At 39.6% G+C, this 26,501-nt stretch carries 23 protein-coding genes and 1 riboswitch; of the genes, 10 read left to right on the forward strand and 13 right to left on the reverse strand.

Annotated features, from left to right (window positions below; translation table 11 throughout):
• Window positions 1-146: 146 nt before the first annotated feature.
• The 4 genes from lptF (at window position 147) to ACK1JC_RS04875 (ending at window position 5,248) form a co-directional block, all read left to right on the forward strand.
• On the forward strand, window positions 147-1,247 hold the full coding sequence (lptF, locus tag ACK1JC_RS04860) for an LPS export ABC transporter permease LptF (protein WP_409510735.1): 1,101 nt from the start codon (window positions 147-149) through the stop codon (window positions 1,245-1,247).
• Window positions 1,247-2,317 carry an LPS export ABC transporter permease LptG gene (gene lptG, locus ACK1JC_RS04865; protein ID WP_409510736.1) on the forward strand — a complete coding sequence of 357 codons (1,071 nt, stop codon included), beginning with the start codon at window positions 1,247-1,249 and terminating at the stop codon, window positions 2,315-2,317. The genes lptF and lptG overlap by 1 nt, the downstream gene beginning before the upstream one ends.
• 187 nt (window positions 2,318-2,504) lie before the next feature.
• The gene (gene gpmI / locus ACK1JC_RS04870; protein ID WP_409510737.1) at window positions 2,505-4,049 is read left to right on the forward strand and encodes a 2,3-bisphosphoglycerate-independent phosphoglycerate mutase; all 1,545 of its coding nucleotides are present in this window, start codon (window positions 2,505-2,507) and stop codon (window positions 4,047-4,049) included.
• Window positions 4,050-4,078: 29 nt separating this feature from the next.
• The gene (locus ACK1JC_RS04875) at window positions 4,079-5,248 is read left to right on the forward strand and encodes a S41 family peptidase (RefSeq protein ID WP_409510738.1); all 1,170 of its coding nucleotides are present in this window, start codon (window positions 4,079-4,081) and stop codon (window positions 5,246-5,248) included.
• Window positions 5,249-5,320: 72 nt separating this feature from the next.
• On the opposite strand, the gene ACK1JC_RS04880 is transcribed toward ACK1JC_RS04875, so the two are convergent.
• Genes ACK1JC_RS04880 through ACK1JC_RS04890 form a run of 3 tightly spaced genes read right to left on the reverse strand, consistent with a single transcriptional unit; the run spans window position 5,321 to window position 9,016 of the window.
• Window positions 5,321-6,748 carry a sigma-54-dependent transcriptional regulator gene (locus ACK1JC_RS04880; protein WP_409510739.1) on the reverse strand — a complete coding sequence of 476 codons (1,428 nt, stop codon included), beginning with the start codon at window positions 6,746-6,748 and terminating at the stop codon, window positions 5,321-5,323.
• A gap of 18 nt (window positions 6,749-6,766) precedes the next feature.
• A complete protein-coding gene (locus tag ACK1JC_RS04885; protein WP_409510740.1) occupies window positions 6,767-8,335 on the reverse strand; it encodes a sensor histidine kinase in 1,569 nt (522 codons plus the stop codon).
• Between the two features lie 45 nt (window positions 8,336-8,380).
• A complete protein-coding gene (locus ACK1JC_RS04890; protein WP_409510741.1) occupies window positions 8,381-9,016 on the reverse strand; it encodes a response regulator in 636 nt (211 codons plus the stop codon).
• A 220-nt stretch (window positions 9,017-9,236) separates the two neighbouring features.
• On the opposite strand from ACK1JC_RS04890, the gene pbpG reads away from it, so the two are divergent.
• Window positions 9,237-10,307, forward strand: coding sequence for a D-alanyl-D-alanine endopeptidase PBP7/8 (gene pbpG / locus ACK1JC_RS04895; RefSeq protein WP_409510742.1), 1,071 nt, complete (start codon window positions 9,237-9,239; stop codon window positions 10,305-10,307).
• 157 nt (window positions 10,308-10,464) lie between these two features.
• Here the strand turns inward: pbpG and thrC are convergent, their stop codons facing one another.
• The 4 genes from thrC to xerD all read right to left on the reverse strand — a co-directional run bounded on the left by thrC (window position 10,465) and on the right by xerD (window position 14,980).
• Window positions 10,465-11,604 (reverse strand): threonine synthase, encoded by a 1,140-nt coding sequence (gene thrC / locus ACK1JC_RS04900; RefSeq protein ID WP_409510743.1) that lies wholly within the window; start codon window positions 11,602-11,604, stop codon window positions 10,465-10,467.
• A gap of 58 nt (window positions 11,605-11,662) precedes the next feature.
• Window positions 11,663-12,967, reverse strand: coding sequence for a homoserine dehydrogenase (locus tag ACK1JC_RS04905; RefSeq protein WP_409510744.1), 1,305 nt, complete (start codon window positions 12,965-12,967; stop codon window positions 11,663-11,665).
• 135 nt (window positions 12,968-13,102) lie between these two features.
• Window positions 13,103-13,918, reverse strand: a complete 816-nt coding sequence (locus tag ACK1JC_RS04910; protein WP_409510761.1) for a DsbC family protein — start codon at window positions 13,916-13,918, stop codon at window positions 13,103-13,105.
• A 144-nt stretch (window positions 13,919-14,062) separates the two neighbouring features.
• Window positions 14,063-14,980: a site-specific tyrosine recombinase XerD gene (xerD, locus tag ACK1JC_RS04915; RefSeq protein ID WP_409510745.1), complete on the reverse strand. Its 918-nt coding sequence runs from the start codon at window positions 14,978-14,980 to the stop codon at window positions 14,063-14,065.
• A gap of 158 nt (window positions 14,981-15,138) precedes the next feature.
• Between xerD and ACK1JC_RS04920 the strand changes: the two genes are divergently transcribed.
• From ACK1JC_RS04920 to ftsW, 5 genes are all read left to right on the forward strand, one after another.
• Window positions 15,139-15,408, forward strand: coding sequence for a ferrous iron transport protein A (locus ACK1JC_RS04920; RefSeq protein ID WP_409510746.1), 270 nt, complete (start codon window positions 15,139-15,141; stop codon window positions 15,406-15,408).
• Window positions 15,405-17,264: a ferrous iron transporter B gene (locus ACK1JC_RS04925; RefSeq protein ID WP_409510747.1), complete on the forward strand. Its 1,860-nt coding sequence runs from the start codon at window positions 15,405-15,407 to the stop codon at window positions 17,262-17,264. Before ACK1JC_RS04920 ends, ACK1JC_RS04925 begins: the two co-directional genes overlap by 4 nt.
• A gap of 30 nt (window positions 17,265-17,294) precedes the next feature.
• A complete protein-coding gene (locus tag ACK1JC_RS04930; RefSeq protein WP_409510748.1) occupies window positions 17,295-17,543 on the forward strand; it encodes a DUF6587 family protein in 249 nt (82 codons plus the stop codon).
• Window positions 17,544-17,788: 245 nt separating this feature from the next.
• Complete coding sequence (murD, locus tag ACK1JC_RS04935; RefSeq protein WP_409510749.1) at window positions 17,789-19,147, forward strand: UDP-N-acetylmuramoyl-L-alanine--D-glutamate ligase; 1,359 nt, start codon at window positions 17,789-17,791, stop codon at window positions 19,145-19,147.
• A gap of 10 nt (window positions 19,148-19,157) precedes the next feature.
• On the forward strand, window positions 19,158-20,354 hold the full coding sequence (gene ftsW, locus ACK1JC_RS04940; RefSeq protein WP_409510750.1) for a putative lipid II flippase FtsW: 1,197 nt from the start codon (window positions 19,158-19,160) through the stop codon (window positions 20,352-20,354).
• A gap of 58 nt (window positions 20,355-20,412) precedes the next feature.
• Here ftsW and gluQRS read toward each other — a convergent pair whose 3' ends face one another.
• The 6 genes from gluQRS to ACK1JC_RS04970 form a co-directional block, all read right to left on the reverse strand.
• On the reverse strand, window positions 20,413-21,333 hold the full coding sequence (gene gluQRS, locus ACK1JC_RS04945; RefSeq protein WP_409510751.1) for a tRNA glutamyl-Q(34) synthetase GluQRS: 921 nt from the start codon (window positions 21,331-21,333) through the stop codon (window positions 20,413-20,415).
• Between the two features lie 3 nt (window positions 21,334-21,336).
• Window positions 21,337-21,864, reverse strand: coding sequence for an RNA polymerase-binding protein DksA (gene dksA, locus ACK1JC_RS04950; protein ID WP_409510752.1), 528 nt, complete (start codon window positions 21,862-21,864; stop codon window positions 21,337-21,339).
• Between the two features lie 210 nt (window positions 21,865-22,074).
• On the reverse strand, window positions 22,075-22,896 hold the full coding sequence (gene cpdA, locus ACK1JC_RS04955; RefSeq protein ID WP_409510753.1) for a 3',5'-cyclic-AMP phosphodiesterase: 822 nt from the start codon (window positions 22,894-22,896) through the stop codon (window positions 22,075-22,077).
• A 9-nt stretch (window positions 22,897-22,905) separates the two neighbouring features.
• On the reverse strand, window positions 22,906-23,526 hold the full coding sequence (locus ACK1JC_RS04960; protein ID WP_409510754.1) for an NUDIX domain-containing protein: 621 nt from the start codon (window positions 23,524-23,526) through the stop codon (window positions 22,906-22,908).
• Window positions 23,527-23,602: 76 nt separating this feature from the next.
• Window positions 23,603-25,498, reverse strand: a complete 1,896-nt coding sequence (thiC, locus tag ACK1JC_RS04965; RefSeq protein ID WP_409510755.1) for a phosphomethylpyrimidine synthase ThiC — start codon at window positions 25,496-25,498, stop codon at window positions 23,603-23,605.
• 166 nt (window positions 25,499-25,664) lie between these two features.
• Window positions 25,665-25,807: riboswitch (TPP riboswitch) on the reverse strand.
• A 130-nt stretch (window positions 25,808-25,937) separates the two neighbouring features.
• Complete coding sequence (locus tag ACK1JC_RS04970) at window positions 25,938-26,384, reverse strand: hypothetical protein (protein WP_409510756.1); 447 nt, start codon at window positions 26,382-26,384, stop codon at window positions 25,938-25,940.
• Window positions 26,385-26,501: the final 117 nt, after the last annotated feature.

A 26,501-nucleotide genomic window follows, 5' to 3' on the forward strand; every position in this document is an offset into this window, starting at 1 on the left:
AAAACATTAAACCATTGAACCACTGTCAATGGTAGAATTTCAATATGGTTTTATATTTTTAACATTCGGGTAAACTATTGATCCTGCCAAATTAAATTGATGGGCAGTGATTTTCGTTCCGATTAATCCGATTCTGGAAGATTACTTTGATTATAAGACGTTATCTCGTCAAGCAAGTGATGTCGACCTCGCTGGTTGTCATTTCACTCCTCACCCTGATTATGATGGGCGGGCGTTTGATCAAATATTTTGGTGTAGCGGCACAAGGGCGTCTTGATGCGAGTATTTTATTCAGCATCATCGGATATCGTTTACCTGAATTTTTAACCCTCATTTTACCGCTTGGTTTTTTTATTGGGTTGATGTTGGTTTTTGGACGTTTGTACGTTGACCATGAAATGGCGGTATTAAACGGCAGTGGCATAAGTCGGATTCAACTCGGGCGTTTACTGATTCCATTGACCGTGGTGTATATGGCTGTACAGACTATCTTAATGGTGTGGATGTCGCCGTGGGGTATTCGTCAATTTGATCAATTGACAACAACACAAGCGGTACGGACAGGTTTTGATTTGGTACGTCCTAAAGAGTTTATTTCTTCGGGTGCATATACCATTTATGCGGGTGCATTGTCCGAAGATCGTAAGAATTTGAAAGATATTTTCTTCTATCAGCGTGCGACCCAAGAAGGTAAACCTGATGTGATGATCTTGGCAAAAGAAGCTACTCGTGTGCAAATGGATAATGATACTGCAAGTGTGGTTGACCTATTGCAAGGGCGTCGTTATGAGATTTATCCAGGTACACCGCAGTATTCTCAGGCAGAATTTCAGTCTTATCGTTTACGTTTAGAAAATAATAAAGAAGCTAAATTTGAAAGTAGTGATGTAGAAGCTTTGTCATTTGGTAAGTTGTGGCAAACTCGTGAAGATCCTGTGGTTGCGAGCGAACTAGGATGGCGTATTTTTGTGCCATTTAGTGTCGTTGTGGCATTAATGTTGGCAATTGCACTGTGTGAAGTGAGCCCACGTCAGGGGCGTTACTTAAAACTGTTTCCATCCCTATTGATCTTTGCAAGTTTGATTGTGGCATTGATGGCAGTGAAAACCCGTATTAGTAAAGATGAAATGGGTATTTGGGCATATCCTGCAGTTTTGGCGGTGTATGCTATTGCAGCGGCACTTTTTGCACGTAAACAAAAACTAGCACCGAAGTTGAAAAAACAAATTCAGCGAGTGAGATCATAATGTTAGCACGTCGAATTGTCGCAAAACACGTTACCAAAACGACCTTACTTGCCATGCTAGGTGCAACAGCAGTGTTGTCTGTACTTCAAGTACTCTTTACCTATTTGGCTGAATTAGGCGATCTGAATGATACTTATAGCGCTTGGGATGCATTTAAATTTGTGATGTGGGGTGCGCCACGTTATCTCTATGAAATTTTACCAATTTCAGCGCTCATTGGTGCAGTACTTGGTTTAGGCACCATGGCATCGAGTAGTGAACTGATTGTGATGCGTGCCGCAGGTATTAGCTTGTGGCGTATTGTCGGTTGGGTGATGCGTTCTGCATTGGTCTTGGTTTTACTCTCTTTTGTACTAAGCGAATGGATTGTTCCATATACCAATGAGCAAGCAAAAAGTGCTAAGAGTCATCGTAGTGTTGCAGCATTAGGTGAAGTAAAAGGTTATTGGACACGAGAAGGTCAGCGTTTCATATACATTGACTATGCCAACTCACAAGGTGAACTCAAACAAGTTCAAGTAGTCGATTTTGATCACGATTATCGTCTTGAAAATGTTGTAAATGCGGAACAAGGGCAGTTTGTTAAAGATGGCCAGTGGATTCTGAAAAATTCAGATCAAATGATTTTACAGCCCAATGGTAGTGCGGTTTTAAATCATGCAGATCAACAAGCTTTAGCTTTGGCATTGCAACCGAAATATGTACATATGGTGACCATTGATCCTGAAGATTTAGCACCAAGTCAGTTGGTAAGCTTCATGAAATATATGCATGAATATAGCCAAGTACCGAAAACCTATCAATTGGCATTTTGGCAAAAAGTGGGTTCACCTTTAGCATTGCTGATGTTGGTATTGATTGCATGTTCATTTATTTTTGGACCTTTGCGCCAACAATCGATGGGTTTCCGTTTGGTGATTGCACTCTTTGTCGGTTTAGGATTTTTCTATCTACAAGACTTCTTGGGCTATGCGAGTTTGGTATATTCACCGTCTCCTGCATGGTTTGTATTCTTACCAATTGGAATCATGTTCGTGGTTGGAAGTTATTTGCTACATCGTGCGCGCTAAGCACTTAAAATATTTTGTTTGGCTTAATGATCTTTAAAACTAGATTTATTTATAACTTAAGTAATATGAAATCCTGATCTACGTGATTCAGGATTTCCATGAAGCAAACATTGAGAGAACATAGAGTCTTACTGGGAAATTCGGTAAGATAGAATGATTAACTTGTAAACATTAAAGAGTGAAAATTATGACGGATGCAACTGCTGGCAAAATCCCGCACGTTCTAGTGATTATGGATGGTGTGGGTCATCGTGAAGCGGTCGAAGATAATGCGTTTTTAGCAGCAAAAACGCCAAATCTAACCATGATGCAGGATAAGCATCCGCATAGTTTGATTTCAGGTTCAGGTGAAGATGTGGGTTTGCCTGATGGTCAAATGGGCAACTCTGAAGTGGGTCACATGAACTTGGGTGCAGGTCGTGTGTTGTATCAAGATTTCACACGTATTACCAAAGATATTCGTACAGGTGATTTTTTCGAGCACGAAGTCCTTATCGATGCTGTTGAAAAAGCCAAAGCAGCAAATGGTGCAGTGCACATCATGGGCTTGTTGTCTCAAGGCGGTGTACACTCTCATGAAGATCATATTGTTGCGATGGTAGAGCTTGCACTAAAGCGTGGAGCAACCGTGTATTTACATGCTTTCCTTGATGGTCGAGATACACCACCACGTAGCGCACAGCCATCATTACAAAAATTAGATGCTGTCTTTGCTAAATATCCAAATCAAGGGCGGATTGCGACCATGATTGGTCGTTATTTTGCAATGGATCGTGACAACCGTTGGGATCGTGTTGAGCAAGCTTATCGTTTAATGACTGAAGGCGAAGCAGTACGTATTGCAACCACTGCAACAGAAGGTTTAGAACTTGCTTATGCGGCAGGGGAAAATGACGAATTTGTCAAAGCAACTCGTATTGGTGATGTTGCGAAAGTATCTGATGGCGACAGCATTGTCTTTATGAACTTCCGTGCCGACCGTGCACGTGAAATTACCAAAGCATTTGTAGAAAAAGACTTTGCTAATTTTGAACGTAAAGTTGTGCCAAAACTTTCTAAATTTGTCATGTTGACACGCTATCAAGCAAGCATTGATGCACCTGTGGCTTATATGCCAGATGCACTTAAAAACTCGATTGGTGAATATCTATCAAGTTTAGGTAAAACTCAACTGCGTATTGCCGAAACTGAAAAATATGCACACGTTACATTCTTCTTTAGCGGTGGTCGTGAAGATGAGTATCCGGGTGAAAAACGTATTTTGATTCCATCGCCAAATGTTGCTACATATGATCTAAAACCAGAAATGAGTGCCATAGAAGTCACTGACGAATTGGTTGCTGCGGTCAATTCAGGCGAGTTCGATTTGTTGGTAGTGAACTATGCCAATGGTGATATGGTTGGGCATACTGGTGTGTTTGATGCTGCGGTTAAAGCGGTTGAAACAGTCGATACTTGTTTAGGTCGTTTGTATGAAGCTGTAATGGCGCGGAAAGGGCATATGCTGATTACTGCCGATCATGGTAATGTTGAACAAATGCAAGATTACGTGAGTGGTCAAGTACATACCCAGCATACCACGGAACTTGTACCCTTTATCTATGTTGGCCCAACGGCTGCAACCATTGCCGACGGTGGTGTTCTTGCCGATGTTGCACCGACCCTATTGAGTTTGATGCAGTTACCTGTACCGAGTGATATGAAAGGTCGTAATCTCATTACATTAAAATAATATTGATATTCAATGCATCGGGTGAATGAATGCTACGGAACTGGAAATACATTACGGTTTTAACAGGTTTATTGATGAGTGCAAGTCATTCACTTTATGCAGCGGAATATGATGATTCTTTAGAAATGGATGATCCGGAGCAGAGCATTGCCGAAGTTCCAGTAGAGTCCATTGAACAATTTGTGCAAATTTATGGCACAGTCAAACAAAACTATGTCACTGAAAAATCGGATGATGCTTTATTTTTACAAGCGATCAAAGGTTTGGTTGGTGGCTTAGATCGATATTCACGTTATTTAAGTCCTGAAGAATATAAACAACTGGTTCAATATACTGAAAGTGATTTGGCGACAGTCGATTTTGAATTGAACTATGATAATCACAATCGTCAGTGGCAAATCAAAAATTTAACTGTAAATTCAGACTCTTATAAATTGGGTCTAAAAAATGGTTTTACCATTTTTAAACTCGATAATCAGGAACTCAAAAATCTGAACAGAGAACAAGTTGAAGATTTATTACATGGCTCAATAGGTTCGACTTTACAATTACAGCTCAATGCCAATAGTCCTGTAATGAGCATTGTGCGAAATAAAAAAATGGATGTGGCTGATATTGAAGCCACGCTATTGCATAACCAAGTCCTTGTTTTGCATGTACGAGTTTTTCAACAAGATACAGCCAATGAAATTAAGCGTTTAATTGAAGAAAATAATCCAAGTAAATTAAAAGCGGTACTGATTGATTTACGCAATAATCCAGGAGGATTGTTGTCATCTTCTGTTGAAACAGCAGATTTATTTTTAAATCAAGGCGTGATTGTTTCGACTAAAAGTCGCTCAGAAGGTGATCAACAATTTCAGGCATTGCCGGGCAATGAATTTCAGAATTTAAAACTTGGTATCCTTATCAATGGGCGTTCAGCTTCGGCAGCCGAAGTGTTCACAGCTGCATTGAAAGAGCATCAGCGTGCATGGGTCTTAGGTGAAAAAAGTTATGGGAAAGGTGTCGTACAAAAGCTCTTTCCACTTGCCAATGGTGCGGCTCTACAAATGACGGTATCGCATTATTTCACCCCAAAGGAAAGCATGATTGATGGTCAAGGGATTCGTCCCAATCAAGAATATGCATGGCCTTTAGATATGAAAGAAGATACTTATTTGAATAATGTTGCAGAGATGTTGATCAAGCATAAATAGCTTTAATTTATATAAAGTTAAATAAAAAATGAGGATGATTATCCTCATTTTTTTATTCATATGACTTTCGTTTTAGTCATCATCAGTATCGAGTCCAAACTTTTTCAATCGATAACGCAGTGAACGGAAGGTCATGCCGAGTTTCTTCGCAGCAAGTGTGCGGTTCCAATGGGTTTGATTCAAAGCATTGAGCAGAACTTCCTTTTCAACATTTTCAAGGAACTGTTCTAAACCTTCCTCAGGAATTTGTAAGGCATCACTTTTAGCTTTATCTACGGTTGAAATAGGCGTTACAGCCTCGTTGCTGGCTGTGGTGTTATTCGGTTCTGTTTTCTGTAAAACACGCATAGGTGCAGATTGTAAGTGCTGTAAGTCAATCCGATCATCATCGCTCAGTGTAATGGCACGTTCCACAATATTACGTAGTTCACGGACATTACCAGGATACTGCTGTTGTATTAAAAAATTGAGTGCTTTTTCGGTGAGTTTTTTATTTGGAATTCCCCATTCACGGCAAATTTGCGCTATAAAATGTGCTGCAAGCGCAGGAATATCACTTTTATGATCACGTAATGGGGGTAAAACGATATCCATGACATGAATACGGAAAAATAAATCCTGACGGAATTTACCTTGTTCAACTAAGCGCTCTAAGTCCTGATGGCTCGCACTAATAATACGAAAATCGACTTCAATCTCTTTATCACTGCCTAAAGGACGAATTTTCTTTTCTTGTACGGCACGCAATAGCTTGACTTGGGTTGCCATACTTAACTCGGCAATTTCATCTAAAAATAGACTACCGCCATTGGATGCTTGAATCAGCCCCTGTTTGTCTTGGGTTGCACCTGAAAAACAACCTTTAATGTGCCCAAACAATTCACTTTCGATTAGCTCATCTGAAATCGCGCCACAATTAATTGCGACAAAAGGACAATCACTACGATTACTGAGTTGGTGGATAAGATTGGCAACAACTTCTTTGCCTGTGCCTGATTCCCCCGTAATGAATACTGGTGCTTGTGAGCGAGCAATTTTTTTAATGGCTTCACGAAGTTTCTGAATAAGATCAGAATCACCAATTAGCATACGATGTTCGAGTTGTAAATTTACTTCAGCATCGGCTTGTGGCACATGCAGTGCCTTTTGCATTAATTGATTCAAATGCATTTGATTAATGGGTTTACTGACAAAATCAAAAGCACCTGCTTTAAGTGCAGAAATCGCAATTTCCATATTGCCATAAGCGGTGAGTACGGCAATTGGGGTTTTTGGATAATGTTCAGAGACATGACGAACTAAATCTAAACCACTACCATCAGGTAAGTTTAAGTCGGTAATACAGGCATCATATTTATACTCTGTAAAAAAATAGCGTGCTTGTTGTAGATGATGTGCAATATGCGTTTTTATGCCCATGCGTGAGAGAGTCATTTGCATGAGTGTACATAGGTCAGGTTCATCATCGACCAATAAGACCAAAGATTGCTTTGTTGTCATATCCCCAAAAAACCTAATTTAATGTGTGAGTGGGCATTCAATTCGAAAGCATGCCCCTTGTTGTTTTTGCTCTACATAGACTAGTTTTGCCTGATTGGCTTCACATAGACTGTGTGATAGATATAATCCTAAACCAGTTCCATTGATTTCGGTACTGAAAAACGGTTGAAAAAGTTGCGATAAATCTTGTTTTGCGATGCCATGACCGAAATCGATCACATCAAAAAATAACATATTTTCTTGGGCATGGATATTGAGTTGAATAGCATTTGCATATTCTGGATTATGTCTTAAGGCATTACGTATGAGATTGACCAAAATTTGACGTAATTGTGATTCATCAAAGTAAATTTCATAGTTTGATTTTAGCTGCAGTTCAATTTGCGTTTGAGCATCATGTAAATCGTGTTGGAGTAAATCTTCAATAAAAATTTGGACATCAATGAGGCTCGTTTTGGTTTTTTTATTTCTTGCCATATCCAATGTATCTTTAATAATTTTATCAATACGTTGTGTTTGTTTAGCAATCATTTGATTGAGCATGATTTTTTGTTCTTCATCGCTATCTTGGTTTAACTCATTGGCTTGTGCAATGGCCGCTAGGGGATTGCGAATTTCATGAGCAATACTCGCTGAGAGTTGACCTAATGCTGCAAGTTTAAGTTGTTGTACATTTTGATTGAGTTTTTGTGCATCTTCAAGAACAAGTAAGGTTAAAGCCTGATGAGGCACAATCAGTTTTTGCACACGAATATCAACGGTATAAGAAGATTGCTTTGATTGGAATTGAAAGCGTTCACCATCTCTTAACGTTGCGTCTCTGAGATTTTCAAAAAGATCGGGTTGGAAGTTTGCTAAATGATACTGCTGATGTGCATAAAGTGATGAAATTCCAAGTAATGAACAAGCCGCAGGGTTACTGACTAGAATTTTACATTGCTCATCTAAGACCAAATAACCAACTTCAATTTGCTCTAAAATGTAGCGGTTAATATTTTGTAATTTGAATAATTCAATTGATTGATGGCTGTTAAGTGATTCAAGTACTTGAAAGCGACGAATGGCAATCTGCCCAATGGCATGGACGACAAAAAACAAAAAAGCGAGGAAAACACTATTGCCGATATTATTTAAATTGGAATAATCAAAATAGCTACCAAAAAATTGTTGATAAACTACTGCAATGACGGCAGAAAGTGTTATGAGTAAAGCTTTATTGCGTGTCAGTAAAAAATTAGATGCAAAGACCGTAATTACAAACAGTAGACCAATAGAAACATTAGGTCCGCCTAAGGCAAAGGTCAAAGTGCTTAAAAAAATGACATCAATCGCAAAAATAGCAATCAATTGTGTTGAGATAGCACGAGGGAAAAATTTTAATAAGGCCAATTGTGCGGCACTTAAAATGGCGTAAATAATCAGTGAATATAAATACAGTCCAGGCGATTCATAGTGCAGTGTTTGATTATTTAACGTAAGTAAAAAAATCAGAATCAGGCTTGCAGATGTAATCAGCCGATAGCCCGTATATGACGATCCAAGTCGGTACATCGTCTGAGACATAGAAACGGATACCGATGGAGTCATAACGATGCTCGGATTTTTAATCAAATCAATTAAAGAAAGTTAGATTTAAGGTTTAATTAAACCGTAACGAATAGCAAGATGCGTCAGTTTTACATCGCTATCGATTGTCAATTTTTCAAAAATTCGATAACGATAAGTATTGACGGTTTTGACACTGACAAAAAGTTTATCGGAAATTTCTTGTGCGCTAATACAATTTACTACCATCATTGCCACTTGCATTTCTCGTTCAGATAATGCATCGAAAGGTGAGGTTTGTGTGTCGGAGAGATATGAACTTGCCAATTGTTCTGCAATATCGGCACTGAAATATTTACCGCCTTGCATAACTTTTTTAATGGCACGTAACATTTCTGTAATAGGTGCGCCTTTGGTAATATAGCCTCGAGCACCTGCTTTTAATAATAAGGATGGATAAGGCTCTTCAGCAAGTCCACTGACAGCAAGTACTTTGGTTTCTGGTGCAGTTTGGAGTAAGCGACGAGTCGTTTCTACACCACCAATACCGGGCATGTTAACATCAAGCAAAACGACATTGGGGTGATGTTGGCGTACTAAGGCAATCGCTTCTTCGCCAGATTCAGCTTGACCAATCACTTGTACATCGACTTGATCTTCTAACATGCGACAGATCCCTGTACGCACTAATTCATGGTCATCAACGACGAGAACTGTAATCACATATCACCTCTATTAATGATTTTAATATCATGTTTTTTGTTACATAAAGCAAAATTCACTTGCAATGTCACAACAAAATTGGCAATGCTATCCATAATCCTTATAGAATCATCATGCACAATTTCGTAAATTTATATTATTCGCGACAGTGTGTAAATGTAAGTCATATTCGAGGTAAGAAGCAAGATTGCTGAACACCTCCCGAAATGAGTAGGTAACCGTGAAAAAATCTAAAAAAACATTGATGAGTGTATTGAGCCTATCAGTACTCTTTGGTCTAAGTTCAACGAGTTTTGCAGATCTAGTCATGAATCCTTCTGGGAGTAGCAGTCAGGCTTCTATCAGTTGGTCTTCATCAGATGCAAGCCAACTATTAAACAATGACTCTTTGGATGATGATGAACCATCTCCACAAGGCTCAACCACTATTACGACAACATTGCGTACGTCGAATACAGCGAATACAACCAATCGTAATACAGTAAGTAGTACTACACCAAAATCTATTTATATTTCAGATACAAATAGTTATAGTAATCAGCCATCTGTAAATTCACGAGCTGCATTGGTGATGGATGCGAATACAGGTGAAGTGCTCTATAGTAAAAATACCAATACAGCCTTACCAATTGCATCGATTACTAAGTTGATGACAGCCGTTGTAACCTCTGATGCACGTTTAAATATGTCTGAAGATATTACTTTGCAACAGATTGATTTTGCAGGTGCGGGCGGTAAAAACTCAAGTTCAACGTTGAAAGCGGGCGATACTATGAATCGTGCTGAAATGTTACTTGTGGCACTCATGAAATCGGAAAATCCTGCAGCCGCTGCTTTAGCACGTACATATCCAGGTGGTCGTACTGCATTTGTTGCAGCAATGAATGCCAAAGCACGTCAGTTAGGTATGAATTCAACGCACTATGTTGAATCTACAGGTTTAGATGTACGTAATATCGCATCAGCACGTGATTTAGGTATTTTGGTCAGTGCAGCATCACAATATGGTTTGATCCGTCAATTTTCCACTACAGCGCATTATGACTTCAATTTAGGTTATCGTGTATTGAAATCTAATAACACCAATGCATTAGTACGTAACGGTGGCTGGAATATCAATATTTCAAAAACAGGTTATATCAATGAAGCAGGGCGTTGTGTGGTGATGCATACTACTGTGAATAGCCGTCCTGCTGTTGTTGTGTTACTTGGAGCAAGTACATCTCAAGCACGTACTAATGATGCAACTAATCTAATGAATTGGGTAAGTAATTTACCAAAACGTATTTAATTTATTTGATCTTATTGAAATAAATTGTGTAATCAAAAAATGCTTCTTTTGAGAAGCATTTTTTATTTTATTGGGATTAAAACGGATGTCGTATTATTATTTTGAATTTAAAAAATAAAAAAACCTGCGCTTGGCAGGTTTTTTATACGTTCAAATTTTACATATTTGAAAGAATTGAATCACGTACTTGATCCATAGTGGCATCAATAGACAACATGACTGCATCAGAACATTGTTTGATTGCAGTATCAGGATCTTTTAAGCCATTACCTGTTACAGTACATACAATGACTGAACCTTCAGGAATTTTACCTGCTTTAAGGTCACGGATTGCACCACCAATCGATGCAGCAGAAGCTGGCTCTACAAATACACCTTCATACATAGAAAGCATACGTTGAGCATCTAAGATTTCAGCATCAGTTAGTTCATCAAACCAACCCTTTGAGTCTCGTACAACAGCTTTCGCATGGTTCCAACTCTGTGGATTACCAATACGAATTGCAGTTGCAATTGTTTCAGGATTTTCTACCGGAGCGCCACGTAAGAATGGAGCTGCACCTGAAGCTTGGTAACCTACCATTGTTGGTAAGCCTTCAGGTTTAGGACCTGTGAAGGCATCAGTTGTAGCGTCATAAATAACTTGCTCAAACTCGCCTACAGGTTGGTTTGCTACAGCTTCGGTATAACCCATCCAGTGTGCAGTGATATTTCCTGCATTACCTACAGGTAAGCAGTGATAATCAGGTGCACGACCAAGTTCATCTACGATTTCGTATGCAATGGTCTTTTGACCTTGTAAACGGTACGGATTAATTGAGTTTACAATCGTTACAGGCGCTTGGTCTGCAACTTCTTTAACAAGGCGCATACCGTCATCGAAGTTACCACGAATTTGCATAGTAATAGCACCATACATCATCGCTTGTGCCATTTTACCCATGGCAATTTTGCCTTCAGGGATTAAAACGAATGCTTTGATACCGGCACGAGCAGCATAAGCCGCAGCCGCAGCAGAAGTATTGCCTGTAGATGCACAGATAATTGCTTTAGAGCCTTCTTCAACAGCCTTTGTTACAGCCATGGTCATACCACGGTCTTTAAATGAACCAGTCGGGTTTAAACCTTCGTACTTCACATAAATTTCGACATTCTTACCAATTAAACGAGGAATATTTGCAAGTTTAATGAGAGGCGTATTACCTTCACCGAGAGAGATTGCAGGGGTTGTTGCAGAAACGGGTAAGCGGTCACGATAGCGATCAACAAGTCCTGTATAGCGATTTGCAGTAGACATGGTGGTGTTCCAAATTTATGAGTAGAGCTGGTAGAGGGCATGACTACCCCCAACCCGATTAGTTATCAAGCAATTCTAAACGAATTCGTACAGCTTCGCCATGAACGAAAGATAAAGCCTGAATTTTAGCAATTGCTTCATTCATTTTCGATTCTTGAATTGGATCAGTGAGGATCACAATAGGAATCAAATCTTTTAAGCGTGGCTGTTGCATAATCGCATCAATTCCAATGCCTAAACGGCTCAAAATTGTGGTGACATCAGCAAGTACACCCGTTTGATCTTCAGCATTGATACGCAGATAATAACCTGTCGTCATTTCATCACTGCTTAAAATTGGCAAGTCTGAAAGTGCTTCAAAGGCAAGCTGTGGAATAGTACCTGCACCATCTTCTGTGTAAATAATGTCACGAACAATATCGACAACATCGGCAACCACAGCAGAGGCTGTTGGACCTGCACCAGCACCTGCGCCGTAGTACAATGTTGGACCCACTGCATTGGCTTGAACAAGAACAGCATTTTTCACGCCATTTACATTTGCAATGAGTTCTTCATCAGGAATTAAAGTTGGATGTACACGAAGTTCAATGCCTTTTGCTGAACGGCGAGCAATACCTAAGTGTTTAATTTTATAGCCAAGTTCTTCAGCATATTTGACATCTTGTGCTGTGATTTTGGTGATACCTTCGGTATAGACCTTGTCAAACTGTAGCGGAATACCAAATGCACATGATGCCAAAATCGTTAACTTGTGTGCAGCATCAATACCTTCTACGTCAAACGTTGGATCTGCTTCTGCATAACCAAGTTCTTGCGCTTCTTTGAGTACGTCATCAAAGGCACGACCTTTTTCGCTCATTTCTGTGAGGATAAAGTTACCCGTACCATTGATAATGCCTGCAAGCCATTCAATTTTATTTGCAGCCAAACCTTCACGAATCACTTTAATAATTGGAATACCACCAGCAACCGCAGCTTCATATGCGACTTGAACATGGTGATCTTCAGCCGCTTTAAACAATTCATTGCCATGTTCTGCAAGTAAGGCTTTATTTGCAGTCACAATATGTTTGCCATGTTTGATGGCTTCCATCATGACTTCATAAGCAGGATGAATACCACCCATCACCTCAACCACAACATCTACATCAGGTTGACGAACAATGTCGAGCAGATCAGCACTTTGCTTAATGCTTGCTGGTAAATTTAAATCGGGGCGTGGACGACGAGTACCCACGTGGGTAATTTCAATTTCTCGACCAGTTCGACGTCTAATTTCAGCAGCGTTTTCTTGTAATAGTTTAAGGGCACCACCGCCTACGGTACCAAGACCGAGTATTGCCAGACGCACAGGTTTCACGTCACACTCCATTATGCATTTAAATTGTATTAAGCTTAGATCATAGCTAAAAAATGCGCCAGACTCTAGAGCCTGACGCATCTTTATATGTATTGCTGTTTTAGCTATAAATAATAGTAAATTTACTGATAAAAATTATTTATTTAAACGCTTTGAAATTTCATCTGCGGTCATGTAACCCCCCAAATATTCACCTTCTGAATTGTAAATTGCAGGTGTGCCGTTCACGCCCATATTCAGACCGAGCTGATACATATCACGGACAGGATTTTTACAGCTTGCAGGAGGAAGCTGTACGCCAGCAATCGCTTGATCAAATGCTGCGGCACGGTCTTTACTACACCAAATGCTTTCCATTGCAGGCATGAACTGATCACCACGAGGCCATGCGATATATCGGATTTCAATACCTTGAGCGGTAATTTCAGGAATATGCTCATGCAGCTTATGACAATACGGACAGCTTGCATCAGTAAAGACATAGATCACATGTTTTGTTTTACCTTGTGCAGGGTAAACCAATAAATCTTCTTTTTTCAAATTTTCAAAGTGCTTTTTATTTTCAGTCGACTGCAATTTGTCACTGATACTACTGAGTTCAGTTCCGCCTAAACGAATGACATCGCCCTGAATAATATATTTGCCATCGCTGGTTGCATATACTGATGACATGCCTTCCATGCTAACCCAATATAAATTTGGCACTTCAGTCTGTTTAATGTCGGTAATTTTTGCATTGATGTTGGCTTTTTTAAAATGACCTTGTAGAGTCTGAATTAAACGTTCTTTCGCATTACGCTCGCTCAAATTGGATGCTTCACCTGTTGCAGGTGCAGTTGCCGTCAATGTTCCATCATCGTTTTTGCTCTCTTTTGAGTTTGAACATCCTGAAAAAAGCAATCCAGTTGCAAGTGTACAAGCAAGCATTAATTTTGAACGGGTAAATGGCATAAATAACTCTTTATGTTGTTCTGCGTGGAAATTCATTTTAGACAATCAGCATAGCAAAAAATTGCCTAGACTTTGTTAAAACTTGATTAAGTGGTGAAATTTGGCGATATAAATCAGTTTTCCACAAAAAATCAAAGTTTTAGTTTATGCACGAGGATGATGTTGTGCATGAAGCTGTTGCATACGGACTTGTGCAACATGCGTATAAATTTGAGTGGTTGATAAATCACTATGACCAAGAAGCATTTGGACGACACGTAAGTCAGCACCGTGATTGAGCAGGTGTGTTGCAAAGGCATGACGTAACGTATGCGGAGATAAATCCGATTGTATACCTGCTTGGAGTGCATAGCGTTTAATGGCGTACCAAAAATTCTGCCGACTCATAATGCCGCCATGTTGAGTCAAAAATAAATAATCCGTTGCTGATTTATATAATTGAGGACGTGAATCTATTAAATATTTTTCAATCCATTCACAAGCAACCTCACCCATAGGTACAAGGCGTTCTTTATTGCCTTTACCAACAATGCGTAAATAGCCTTGTTTGAGATTAATCAGTTCTAAACGTAAATTGAGCAGTTCTGTCACACGTAAACCACAGGCATACAAAACTTCGAGCATGGCGCGATCACGCAGCCCTAGTGCCGTATTTAAATCGGGTGCTTGAATGAGCGCATCAACATCTTCTTCTGACAAATCCTTTGGCAATGAGCGTCCTAATTTTGGCGTTTTATGTGCGCTGACAGGATTATCTGAGCGGAAATGTTGTTCACGTAAAAATTTAAAAAATGAACGTAATGCAGATAATGCTCGTGCAATTGAACGAGGGCTTTTTCCTTGCTTTGTTAACGCAATCAATACATCAGAAATATCATCATGACTCCAATTAGGCATGGGCTGAACTAAAAGATCTGCACAGTTAATGAGATCAGATAAATAAGCATTTCGAGTATGTGGACTGACGGATTGAGCAATTAAATCATCACGGAAACCTTGTAAAAAATCATAATTAACAGGGATTTGAACAGCAGTGGGGATGCGAGGCTTTTTATTGAGCATAGTGATAAAAACAATCCTTTTACAGCAATGTAGAGCAAAATTTACAAGATGTCGAATCACAAAATAAATGAGAATTATTATCAAACATGATTTGGTAATTATTCTCATTTGTATGTATACTAAACGGTAGATATACATTGATTTTAGGGTTATTTACCGTGCGTTTGTCAGAATTAAAGGTAAAGCACTCGGCTGTGATTACCAAGGTCGCTCGAGTCGAAAACACAGAAACACAGCGTCCTGATATGGTCGCGAGTCGTTTGGAAACATTAGGTTTTGTTCCTGGTACACGAGTGCAAGTCATCACTAAAGGTATCTTTGGTGGTGACCCAATTTTAATTCAAGTTGGTTTTACACGTTTTGCTTTACGTAAAGTTGAGGCGGAAAAAATCGAAATTGCAGATGCATCAACAGGAGTACCTACATGAGCGAAGCTTTACGTATTGCTTTGGTAGGAAATCCGAACTGCGGTAAAACATCACTATTCAACCATTTGACAGGGACACGTCAAAAAGTTGCCAACTATGCAGGCGTTACGGTCGAACGTAAAGTCGGGACCTTTACATTGCCTTCAGGGCAAGGTGTTCGTGTCTTAGATTTGCCGGGAACATATAGTCTTAATGCAACAAGTCCAGATGAAGAAATTACCCGTGATGTAGTCATGGGTAAAATTGCAGAAGAGCTGGAACAAGATGCATTCTTGTGTATTGTCGATGCAACCAATTTAAAATTGCATTTGGGTCTAGTCCTCGAAGTGATTGCACAAGGTAAACCGATTTTACTTGTGCTTAACATGATGGATGAAGCACGTCGCCGTGGTATGCAAATCAACACACAGAAACTCTCACAACGTTTGGGTGTACCTGTGATTGAAACGGTTGCAGTACGTAATTCAGGTATTGAAAACCTGATGAATGCACTTGATCAAAAGAAATTCCGTACACAAGATACGGAGTTGAGCGATGTTCATCTGTCAGGAACAAATCATGAAAAAGTTGAACAGATTTTAAAAGATGTGGTCAACTTTGCTGACGAAGAAGATAAACGTACAGATTTTCTCGATAAAATTTTCTTACATCCAGTCTTAGGGTTGCTTAGCCTTGCAGTGATGATGTTTGTGGTTTTCCAAGCCGTATTTGCTTGGGCTGAACCTGTCATGACCTTAATTGAAGATACATTTGCATGGCTTGGTGAATTTGTCGGTTCATTTATTGCTCATCCAATGCTAAATAGTTTGGTTGTGGATGGTGTGATTGCAGGTGCAGGGGGCGTTGTTGTCTTCCTACCGCAGATTCTAATTCTGTTTTTCTTTATATTGGTTTTAGAAGAATCAGGCTATTTACCTCGTGCAGCATTCTTGCTCGATAAATTGATGTTTAAAGCAGGTCTAAGTGGTCGAGCATTTATTCCATTACTCTCAAGTTTTGCTTGTGCTGTTCCTGGCATTATGGCGACACGAAGTATTAGTGATCCACGAGATCGTTTAACCACGATTTTTGTTGCACCACTAATGACTTGCTCGGCACGCTTACCGGTATATGCCTTATTAATCGCTGCATTCATTCCAAGCACAACTGTTTGGGGCATGTTTAATCTACAAGGTTTGGTACTCTTTGCTTTGTATATGTCAGGTATTGTCAGTGCGTTGATTGTTGCAACGGTATTGAAATTCTTCCAAAAAGATAAATCAGAACATGCGTTACTTATGGAATTGCCAAGTTACCGTATTCCTGATGTAAAAAGCGTTTGGATTGGATTATTGGATCGTGCCAAAATTTTCTTAAAACGTGTGGGTGGTATCATCTTTGCGTTGTCTATTTTGCTTTGGTTTTTGTGCACATTCCCACAACCGCCTGAAGGGGGCACATTACCCGCAATTGATTATTCATTTGCTGGGATGTTGGGTCATTTGATGCAACCAATTTTTGCACCCCTTGGTTTTAATTGGCAAATTTGTATCGCTTTAATTCCGGCAATGGCTGCTCGTGAAGTTCTTGTTGCATCACTCGGTGTTGTTTATGCCTTGTCTGCGACAGATGAAGATGCAGTATCACAAGGTTTATCACAATTAATCAGTCATGGTGATCTGAGTTGGTCGCTTGCGACAGGTTTGTCACTCTTGGTTTGGTTTATTTATGCGCCACACTGCTTAGCAACTTTGGCAACGGTAAAACGTGAAACAGGTTCGTGGAAAACTGTTGCAGTGATGACAGCATATTTATTTGGTCTTGCATATTTGATGGCATATTTGACCTATCAAATTGCGACACACTATTTTGGCTAATGGTCTGAAGACGTAGCGAAGGAGTTTGAAATGATTGAATTATTGATTATTACAGCATTGGTGATTTGGAGTACGATTTTTGTATTTAAAAAAGTATTCCCAAAATCGGCATATACGGTTTTTATGAAGCTTTCGCAACTTTGTCAGGCACAGGGTTGGACGAAACTCGCAAAATGGTTACAACCTGCAATGGTTGCAGGTTGTGGCGGTGGTTGTGGATGTTCAACCGATTCAGCACCATCTAAAAAAATAGAAATACAAGCGGTTAAATGGAAATAGGATTCAAATTGCTTTCGATAGATTCATTTAAATAAATCAATGAAGCCATTCTCAAAAGAGGGTGGCTTTTTTTATGGCTGAATAATAGGTGATCCATTTTTTTAAACATGATCTCAAATAGAGATGACAGAATATTTACGCACGGACACAAAAAATGAGTGAGAAAGTGAAAACAGAAAAGGCAATCAAATCGCCAAAGTGCTAACATTTTGCAAGTTTTAAAATTTAAATGCTGGTGAGCAAAAATGTTGATACAACGTGGTGGTTTAAAGGTTGTGGCTGGGCTTGGGATTTCAGGTGTTTCGGCAGTAAATTTTTTGCATGAAAAAGGCTACCGCGTTGCTGTGACGGATTCGCGTGCGCTACCACCGGGACATGATCAAATTCCAACAGAAGTACAAACGAGTTTTGGACAGTTGGATCAAGAGCTATTATTACAAGCTGAAGAAATTGTAATTAGTCCAGGGCTTGATCCGAAGCTTCCTGAAATTCAGGCAGCGATTGCCCAAGGGATCCCTGTTGTTAGTGAAATTCAAATTTTACGCCGTGCAACTGAGAAGCCTATTATGGCGATCACAGGTTCAAATGCAAAAAGTACCGTGACCACATTGATTGGTTTGATGGCGAAGAATGCGGGTGTAAAAGTTGCTGTTGGAGGTAATCTAGGACGACCAGCTTTGGACTTAACCAAAGATGATCCTGATCTGTATATTCTAGAATTATCGAGTTTTCAGCTTGAAACGACATCCAATTTAAATGCAGAAGTCGCTGTTGTATTGAATATTAGTGAAGATCACTTAGATCGTCATGGTGATATGTTTGCGTATCACACAGCGAAGCATCGTATTTTCCAAGGCGTGAAAAAAGTCGTGTTTAACCGCGATGATTCACTGACTCGTCCATTGGTTCCCGATGTCACACCTATGCAAAGTTTCGGTTTAAATGCACCTGATTTGAATCAATATGGCATCCTTCGTGAAGACAATGGCAACATTTGGCTTGCGCGAGGTCGTGAGCGTTTATTAAATAGTGCAGAGATGTACATTCAAGGTACGCATAATGTTGCCAATGCTTTGGCGTGTTTAGCTTTGGGTGAAGCCATTAATTTACCAATGGATATCATGTTAGAAACTTTAAAAACATTTAAAGGGCTTGAGCATCGCTGTGAGTTTGTTCGTGAGCTCAATAATGTGCGTTATTACAATGATTCGAAAGGCACAAACATTGGTGCAACACTTGCTGCAATTGATGGTCTAGGTGCTGCCATTGAAGCAAAAGGGGGGAAGGTTGCGATCATTTTAGGTGGTCAAGGCAAAGGGCAAGATTTCACAGCATTGCGTGATTCATTACAAAAATATGCCAAAGTTGCGGTGTTAATTGGGGAAGATCGTCCAGTGATTGAAAAAGCAATTGAGGGGACAACCACACTTTTATATGCAGAATCTTTGCAAGAAGCCGTTAATTTGAGTCAGCAACATACGCATGCATATGATGTGGTGCTATTATCGCCAGCATGTGCAAGTTTTGATATGTTTACAGGCTATCCACAACGTGGTCAGCATTTTGTTGAATATGTAAACGCACTCAATCAAGAAGAATCATAAGGAAGAGAATATGGCTGGGTTAGCTCAGGCAACCATAAGTAAAATGCATCAGCTTTATGAGCGGATTACACCTAAAATACCTGCTGAAATTACTGTTAGAAATACTTTAATTTTTTGTGTACTGGCATTGCTCTGTATTGGTACGGTCATGGTGGCATCTGCTTCTATGCCGTATGCTGAACGTTCACATGAAGCACCATTTCACTATGTGATTCGTCATGCTATTTCTATTGCTGTTGCTGCTGTTGCGGCATTCATCACTTATAAGGTGGCATTAGAGTATTGGTTTAAAAATACCTTTCTGCTGTGGATCGGAACGATTCTTTTACTTGGTGCAGTCTTGGTGGTTGGTACAGAAGTCAACGGTTCAACCCGTTGGATTCGTATTGGTGGTTTTACTTTACAGGCAACGGAAGTTGCAAAAGTCGTGATGACTATTTTTACCGCCGACTATGTGGTACGTCGTTCAGAAGAAGTTCGTAATAATATTAAAGGGCTTGTACGACTTGGTATTGTGATGGTGCTCACTGTTGGTTTAATTATTCTTGAGCCAGACTTAGGTGCGACAGTGGTGATTGCAGCCTCAATGCTAGGTGTGTTCTTTCTCGCTGGTGCGCCAATGATTCAATTTAGTTTTGCATTTGGTGCTATTTTAATTGCTTTTATTGGTTTGATCGTTTTTGAGCCTTATCGCTTTGAGCGCTTGATGTCATTTTCAAACCCATGGGCCGATCCATTAGGTGCTGGTTATCAGTTATCCAATGCACTTATGGCATTTGGACGTGGTGAATGGTTTGGTGTAGGGCTTGGGCATAGTATTCAAAAAATGTCGTATTTACCAGAAGCCCATACTGACTTCATGCTGGCAATTTTAGGTGAAGAATTTGGCTTCTTTGGTATTTCGACTGTGCTTGCCTTGTCATTCACCTTACTGGTGTGCTGTATCAGTATTGGGCATCGCGCATTGAAAAATAATTACTTACGTGCAGGCTATTTGGCTTACGGTATCAGTATTATCTTTCTGTTGCAGATTCTAGTAAATGCAGGAATGAACATGGGGATGCTACCAACTAAAGGTTTGACTTTACCATTCATTAGTTATGGTGGTTCGTCACTGATTATGTGTGCGGTTATGATCAGTCTGATTTTAAAGATTGATGCGACAACACAGAAGAGTAATCCTGCACGAGAAGAATCTAATTTCTAATCTTAAGTGATTTTTAAAATGAAGTTGTAAAAAAGCCATTTGTTTTCAAATGGCTTTTTTATTGATAAATACCGTTCATTTCAGTGCCTTTAGGAATGAGTTTACGATCCCACTGTGAAATGGCTTGAGTGAGCATTTTATAGGGCTGATCGATGTCTGCGGGAGGTTGTCCAAGCGCAGAGAGTGCTTGAGCGAGCGTTTGAGGGGCATGCTGAATATTGAGGGCTTCAGCATGGTTTTGTTTAGATAGCTTACTTCCATGAGCATTCATGGCTAAAGGCAGATGCATATACTGTAATTTAGGGTAGTTTAAACACTGTCCAAGCCAAATTTGCCGTTCAGTATTATCGAGTAGATCTGAACCTCGGATGACATGTGTGATCCCTTGTAAAAAATCATCGACTACAACAGCAAGTTGATAATTGATGATGCCATCTCTGCGTTTCAGGACAAAGTCGCCTAAATCGGCTTGTAAATTGGAACAGTGCTGTCCCTGTAATAAGTCGTCAAAACAGATGACCTGATCATTGACTTTAAGTCGAATAGCTTGATCTTTAAAGGGGAGAGCTAAATCTCTGCATGTTCCCGTATAAATATGATTAGAACCAAGTATTTTACGTTTGCATTGACAGGCATAAACTAAATGCTGTTGATGCAATTGCTCAATGACATGCTCATAAATATCGAGACGATTTTTTTGAAAAATGATTTCGGCATCAGGCTCAAACTGAAACGCTTCCAAGCATTGTAAAATGTGATTTTCACTGCCGGGATAGATTCGTGGAATATCGGTATCTTCAATACGTACAAACCATTGCCCCTGTTGTGCTTTGGCATCACAATAACTCGCAACCGCAGTGATGAGTGAGCCAAAATGCAAAGGGCCGGTTGGCGATGGTGCAAACCGACCTGAATATGCCATCCTGTTGTCCCCCTGCTTTTTTAAAGGAGGAGTCAGGGGAGGATTATTCAATAACATGAATTAACCGTTATTTTGCTTCTCTTTGATTTCAGCGAGTGTTTTGCAGTCGATACATAACGTTGCAGTAGGACGAGCCTCTAAGCGACGTAGACCGATTTCAATACCACACGTTTCACAGAAACCATAGTCATCATTTTTGATTGCTTCAATTGATTGCTCAATTTTACGAATCAATTTACGTTCACGGTCACGAGTACGTAATTCAATTGCAAACTCTTCTTCTTGCGTTGCACGGTCATTGACGTCCGGCAAAGAAGATGATTCGTCCTGCATGGTATTTAATGTGCGATCAACCTCAGACATGAGTTCCGCTTTCCATGCAAGGAGGATTTTGCGGAAGTGTTCAAGCTGACCTTCAGACATGTATTCTTCATTTTTCTTAGGCTGATAAGGCTCAATACCAAACAGACTTGCTGTGGTACCTGCTTCAGCTGCCTTCGGTTTAGCTTTACGCACACGTTTTACAGATTTTTCATCTACAAGATCAACCTGATCATCCAGGGTTTGATTTTGGTTGTCATTTGCCATAAAGGGCATTCCTCATCATATACGTACTATCTATACGTAAAAAATATGGTGATATGCAAGTGTTATTATCGCACTCGATAGATTGCTGCTATCGGGGGGCATCATCATATAGAATTTTGTAGCAAGATGAAAGCCACCAATCTCTTGATTTGATTTTTTACATCGCATTTCAGATGCAATAACTTAATAGAAAAACATCAAAATTAAAAGCTAATAACCTGAAATTTCTTCATTTATTGTAATGCTGTAATTTTCGAGTCTATGTACCATAGTTTCCAGTTGCCCATCGGCTTTTAAATGTAAGCAGCGGTAACCAGGTGCAATGTGGTCAAGGGCAAAATTATGACTTAAAGGCTTGAATTGAATACAAGTTGCAGGTGTTGAAATGAACTGAATATTGTTCCAAAGAGTGATTGAATCTTGATGCACATGCCCGCAAATTACAGCTTTAATATGATTAAATTGTTTTAAAATATCGGTAAATTCGACTGTATTTTTAAGCTTATGCTGATCAATCCAATGCGATTTCATTTCAAATGGATGATGATGACAGGCCAAAATAATCTTTTTGTCTTGATATTTGTGTAACAGGGTTTGTAAAGATTGCAGTTGTTCCATCTGAATCCAACCATCGGTTTTTCCTGCAACGGCACTATTGAGCAAAATCATTGCCCATTGCCCTAACTCAATCACGGTAGGTTCAGGGTGAGGGTTATGTAGCGGAAAACAACGTAGATCGTCATGATTACCTGGAATTTGAAAAAAAGGGATGCCCAATTTTTCCATATAGTTCACATAACGTTGATAGGTCGCAGGCGAGGCAACTTGCGCTAAATCACCAGTATGGACAATCGCATCAATTTTTGGATACTGTTGTAATAGATCATTGATGACGGCATGAAAATTTTGTTCAGGATTAATTTGAATAAATTCCTGTTCAGGATGTTCCATCAAGTGTGTATCTGTAATTTGAATTACAATTTTATTACTGTGTATTTGATCACTTAAATTTTGTTGTAATGGTATAGCCATGTCTTGCCCCTAGACATTTTTTAATGTTGCCACATGTTGTTGTAGCCATTGCACCGCCATAATGACGGGTGCATTACATAAACGACTTCCTTGCAATAGATCATCGATTGCTGAATAAGGAAGGAGATGTAGTTTTATATTTTCACTTTCATCAGGCATGCCAAAAATGCCACCCTGATCAGGTAATTTAGCTTCTGCAACATACAAATGAAAAATTTCATTGCATGCCCCTGCAGAAGGATAAAAACGGAAAAGTTTTTGTAATTGATTTATTTCACAGCCCGATTCTTCTAGGCTTTCACGACGAATGCAACTTTCAGGTGTTTCATCACCGTCAAGTACCCCCGCAATAATTTCAAGTTGCCATGGCGATATTATATCGTCCATTGCACCAATACGAAACTGTTCAATGAGTGCAAATTTTTGCTGCAAATCATTATAGATTAATACGCCTGCTGCTTCTTTACGTAAGATTAATTCACGTTGAAAAACAGGGGTATAATCGGTTTGATTAAATAAACGATGTTGTAAACTGACTTTTTCAACCTGCACAAAGCCTCGATAGAGAAATTCTCGAGATTGAATCTCAACATCTGTGTGTTGATAAGTTGCTTGCTGAATAATATCCATATTTAAAAGTCAGGATGAAACATATTCACTTCATCCTAACTGAGAAATGCTTAAAGACAAATCATTTTTTTAAAAATTAGATTTTGTGGTATAGCTTTTTCCCCTGATCATGATAAGCCGTTTTCATAGCTTCGAGACCTGATTCAACATCATGTTTATCTTCAGATATTGATGCACTATTATCTAGGTTTTTAGCATAATCTCGCACGTTTTGAGTGATTTTCATCGAGCAAAATTTAGGACCACACATCGAACAGAAGTGTGCAGATTTATGTGCTTCTTTCGGCATGGTTTCATCATGCATACTTCGTGCGGTATCTGGGTCTAAACTCAAATTAAACTGATCTTCCCAACGGAATTCAAAACGTGCTTTAGATAGAGCATTATCACGCACTTGAGCGCCTGGATGACCTTTGGCAAGGTCGGCTGCATGAGCTGCGATTTTATAGGTGATAATGCCATCTTTAACGTCTTTCTTGTTCGGTAAGCCGAGATGTTCTTTAGGTGTCACGTAGCACAGCATCGCTGTACCATACCAACCAATCATCGCAGCACCAATTGCAGAGGTGATGTGATCGTAACCTGGTGCAATATCAGTGGTTAGTGGACCAAGGGTGTAGAAGGGTGCTTCCTGACAGACTTCAAGCTGTAAATCCATATTTTCTTTGATCATATGCATAGGCACATGACCTGGACCTTCAATCATGACTTGGACATCATGTTTCCATGCGCGGTGCGTGAGTTCACCTAAGGTACGAAGTTCTGAAAACTGCGCTTCATCATTGGCATCCTGAATACAGCCTGGACGTAAGCCATCACCTAGACTAAATGAAATATCGTAGGCTTGCATGATTTCACAGATTTCATCGAAATGGGTATAAAGAAAGTTTTCTGTATGATGCGCTAGACACCACTGCGCCATGATAGAACCGCCACGTGATACGATGCCTGTTAGACGATTTGCTGTCATCGGTACATAACGTAATAACACACCTGCATGGATAGTGAAATAATCCACACCTTGTTCAGCTTGTTCAATCAAAGTATCTTTAAAGATTTCCCAAGTTAAATCTTCTGCAACACCATCAACTTTTTCTAAAGCCTGATAAATGGGAACAGTACCAATCGGTACAGGGGAATTACGGATAATCCATTCACGGGTTTCATGAATATTTTTACCAGTCGACAAATCCATGATGGTGTCTGCGCCCCAGCGGGTTGCCCATGTCATTTTTGACACTTCTTCATCAATGCTTGAACCAAGTGCCGAGTTACCAATATTGGCATTGATTTTCACTAGAAAATTACGCCCAATGATCATTGGTTCACATTCAGGATGGTTAATGTTAGCAGGGATGATGGCACGGCCTTCCGCCACTTCTTTTCGTACAAATTCAGGCGTAATTTCCATCAGGTTATGCGCACCGAAATTTTGCCCTACATGTTGGCGCATATCCGCACCTTCATGCTGACGCTGATTTTCACGAATGGCGATATATTCCATTTCAGGGGTGATGATACCTTGTTTTGCATAATGCATTTGCGATACATTTTTGCCTGTTTTGGCACGGCGTGGTTTTTGAATATGCGCAAAACGAATTTCAGCAGTACGAATATCTTTGAGACGTTCCTGACCAAAAGTAGATGTCAGCGTGTCTAAGCGTTCAGTATCTTCTCGTTCTGCAATCCACGTTTCACGGATATTTGGCAAACCTTTGTTGAGATCAATCTGGACGCTGAGGTCGGTATAAACACCTGATGTGTCATAGACCATGATCGGTAGATTGTTTTCACCACCCAAGCCTGTCGGTGTATCAGTGAGGGCAATTTCACGCATAGGTACACGAATATCAGGGCGTGAGCCTTGAATATAGACTTTACGGGATGCAGGTAAAATACGAGTGAGATCTTTAGCATCTTGCTCATGTTGAGCTGAAATGTCTTGAGAAGATAGATTCGTTAATTGGTTCATTGCAATGATCCTTATGAATGACATCAACGAATCAAGCACGACCAAAAACAAGTAGGCTTTAGACTATTTTACTTTTGGGTACGATGCAGAGATACGAGGGATTTATCCTGGCGTGCATGGCAAAAGCGTATTTCTACTGCAAAATAGTCAAATGCGTAACATTTAGTTTTTAGATTGGCTTGATTCCTACGCAGGTCTTAACCTGATCAGGTTCAACGGTACTCATCTTCAAGGTGTGCTTAATTCCAAAATGAATTAAACGCTTTAGATGATCTCAGCGAGCGATTACTCGCGCTCCGTCAAGCGATGCAAAGATAGTAGCACAAGCACTGCTGATATTCTGTGCCGATATACAAATAAGAAAAATATTTAACTTTAGAAGATGGTTGTAAATGCATTAACTTTTTGATTTATTCGGAGATAGGGGTACAAAAAATTTTTAACGACATAATGCATCACTAAAACAATCACGTTTTTTTAATGTTTTTAAATTGACTGTATGTAACTCTAAACTTTGATCTAATTGATCACTATTGTTGATGAGAAGCGGATCTTGCAGATTGACTTGTTGTTCTACTTGACGTGTAGATACAGAGCGTGCCTGAATAAAATTAGCATGATTTTGTTTGGGTTTAGCATCAACAATTTTTAAAAAACGTTGTGCTTTTTCTGCAAGTGGCCCTTGTTGTTCTGCAAGTTGTTCAACGGCAACTAAAGTTTGTGGTTGGATATCTAACTTGTCTTCATAATTCGTGGAAACAGGTTGGTCATCCAAGCCTTTAAATAACAAGCTAGTATAGGTTTGATATAAATAGTTTGCATCATTCCGCCAAGTGCTTTTTGGGAAGTCTGCTAAATAGTTTTCCCAAAATAATGCGCGTTGCATTATTTCATCAGGTGAAATACTTATTTGATTATTCTTAATTAGAACCTATCCAGAATATTTTCTATGCAAAAGTAGCCTTAAAAAGGCTAAATTAATGAACTGAAGGCTCGTATTTAG

This window comes from Acinetobacter sp. TY2 (assembly GCF_046269225.1).
GTDB lineage: Bacteria > Pseudomonadota > Gammaproteobacteria > Pseudomonadales > Moraxellaceae > Acinetobacter.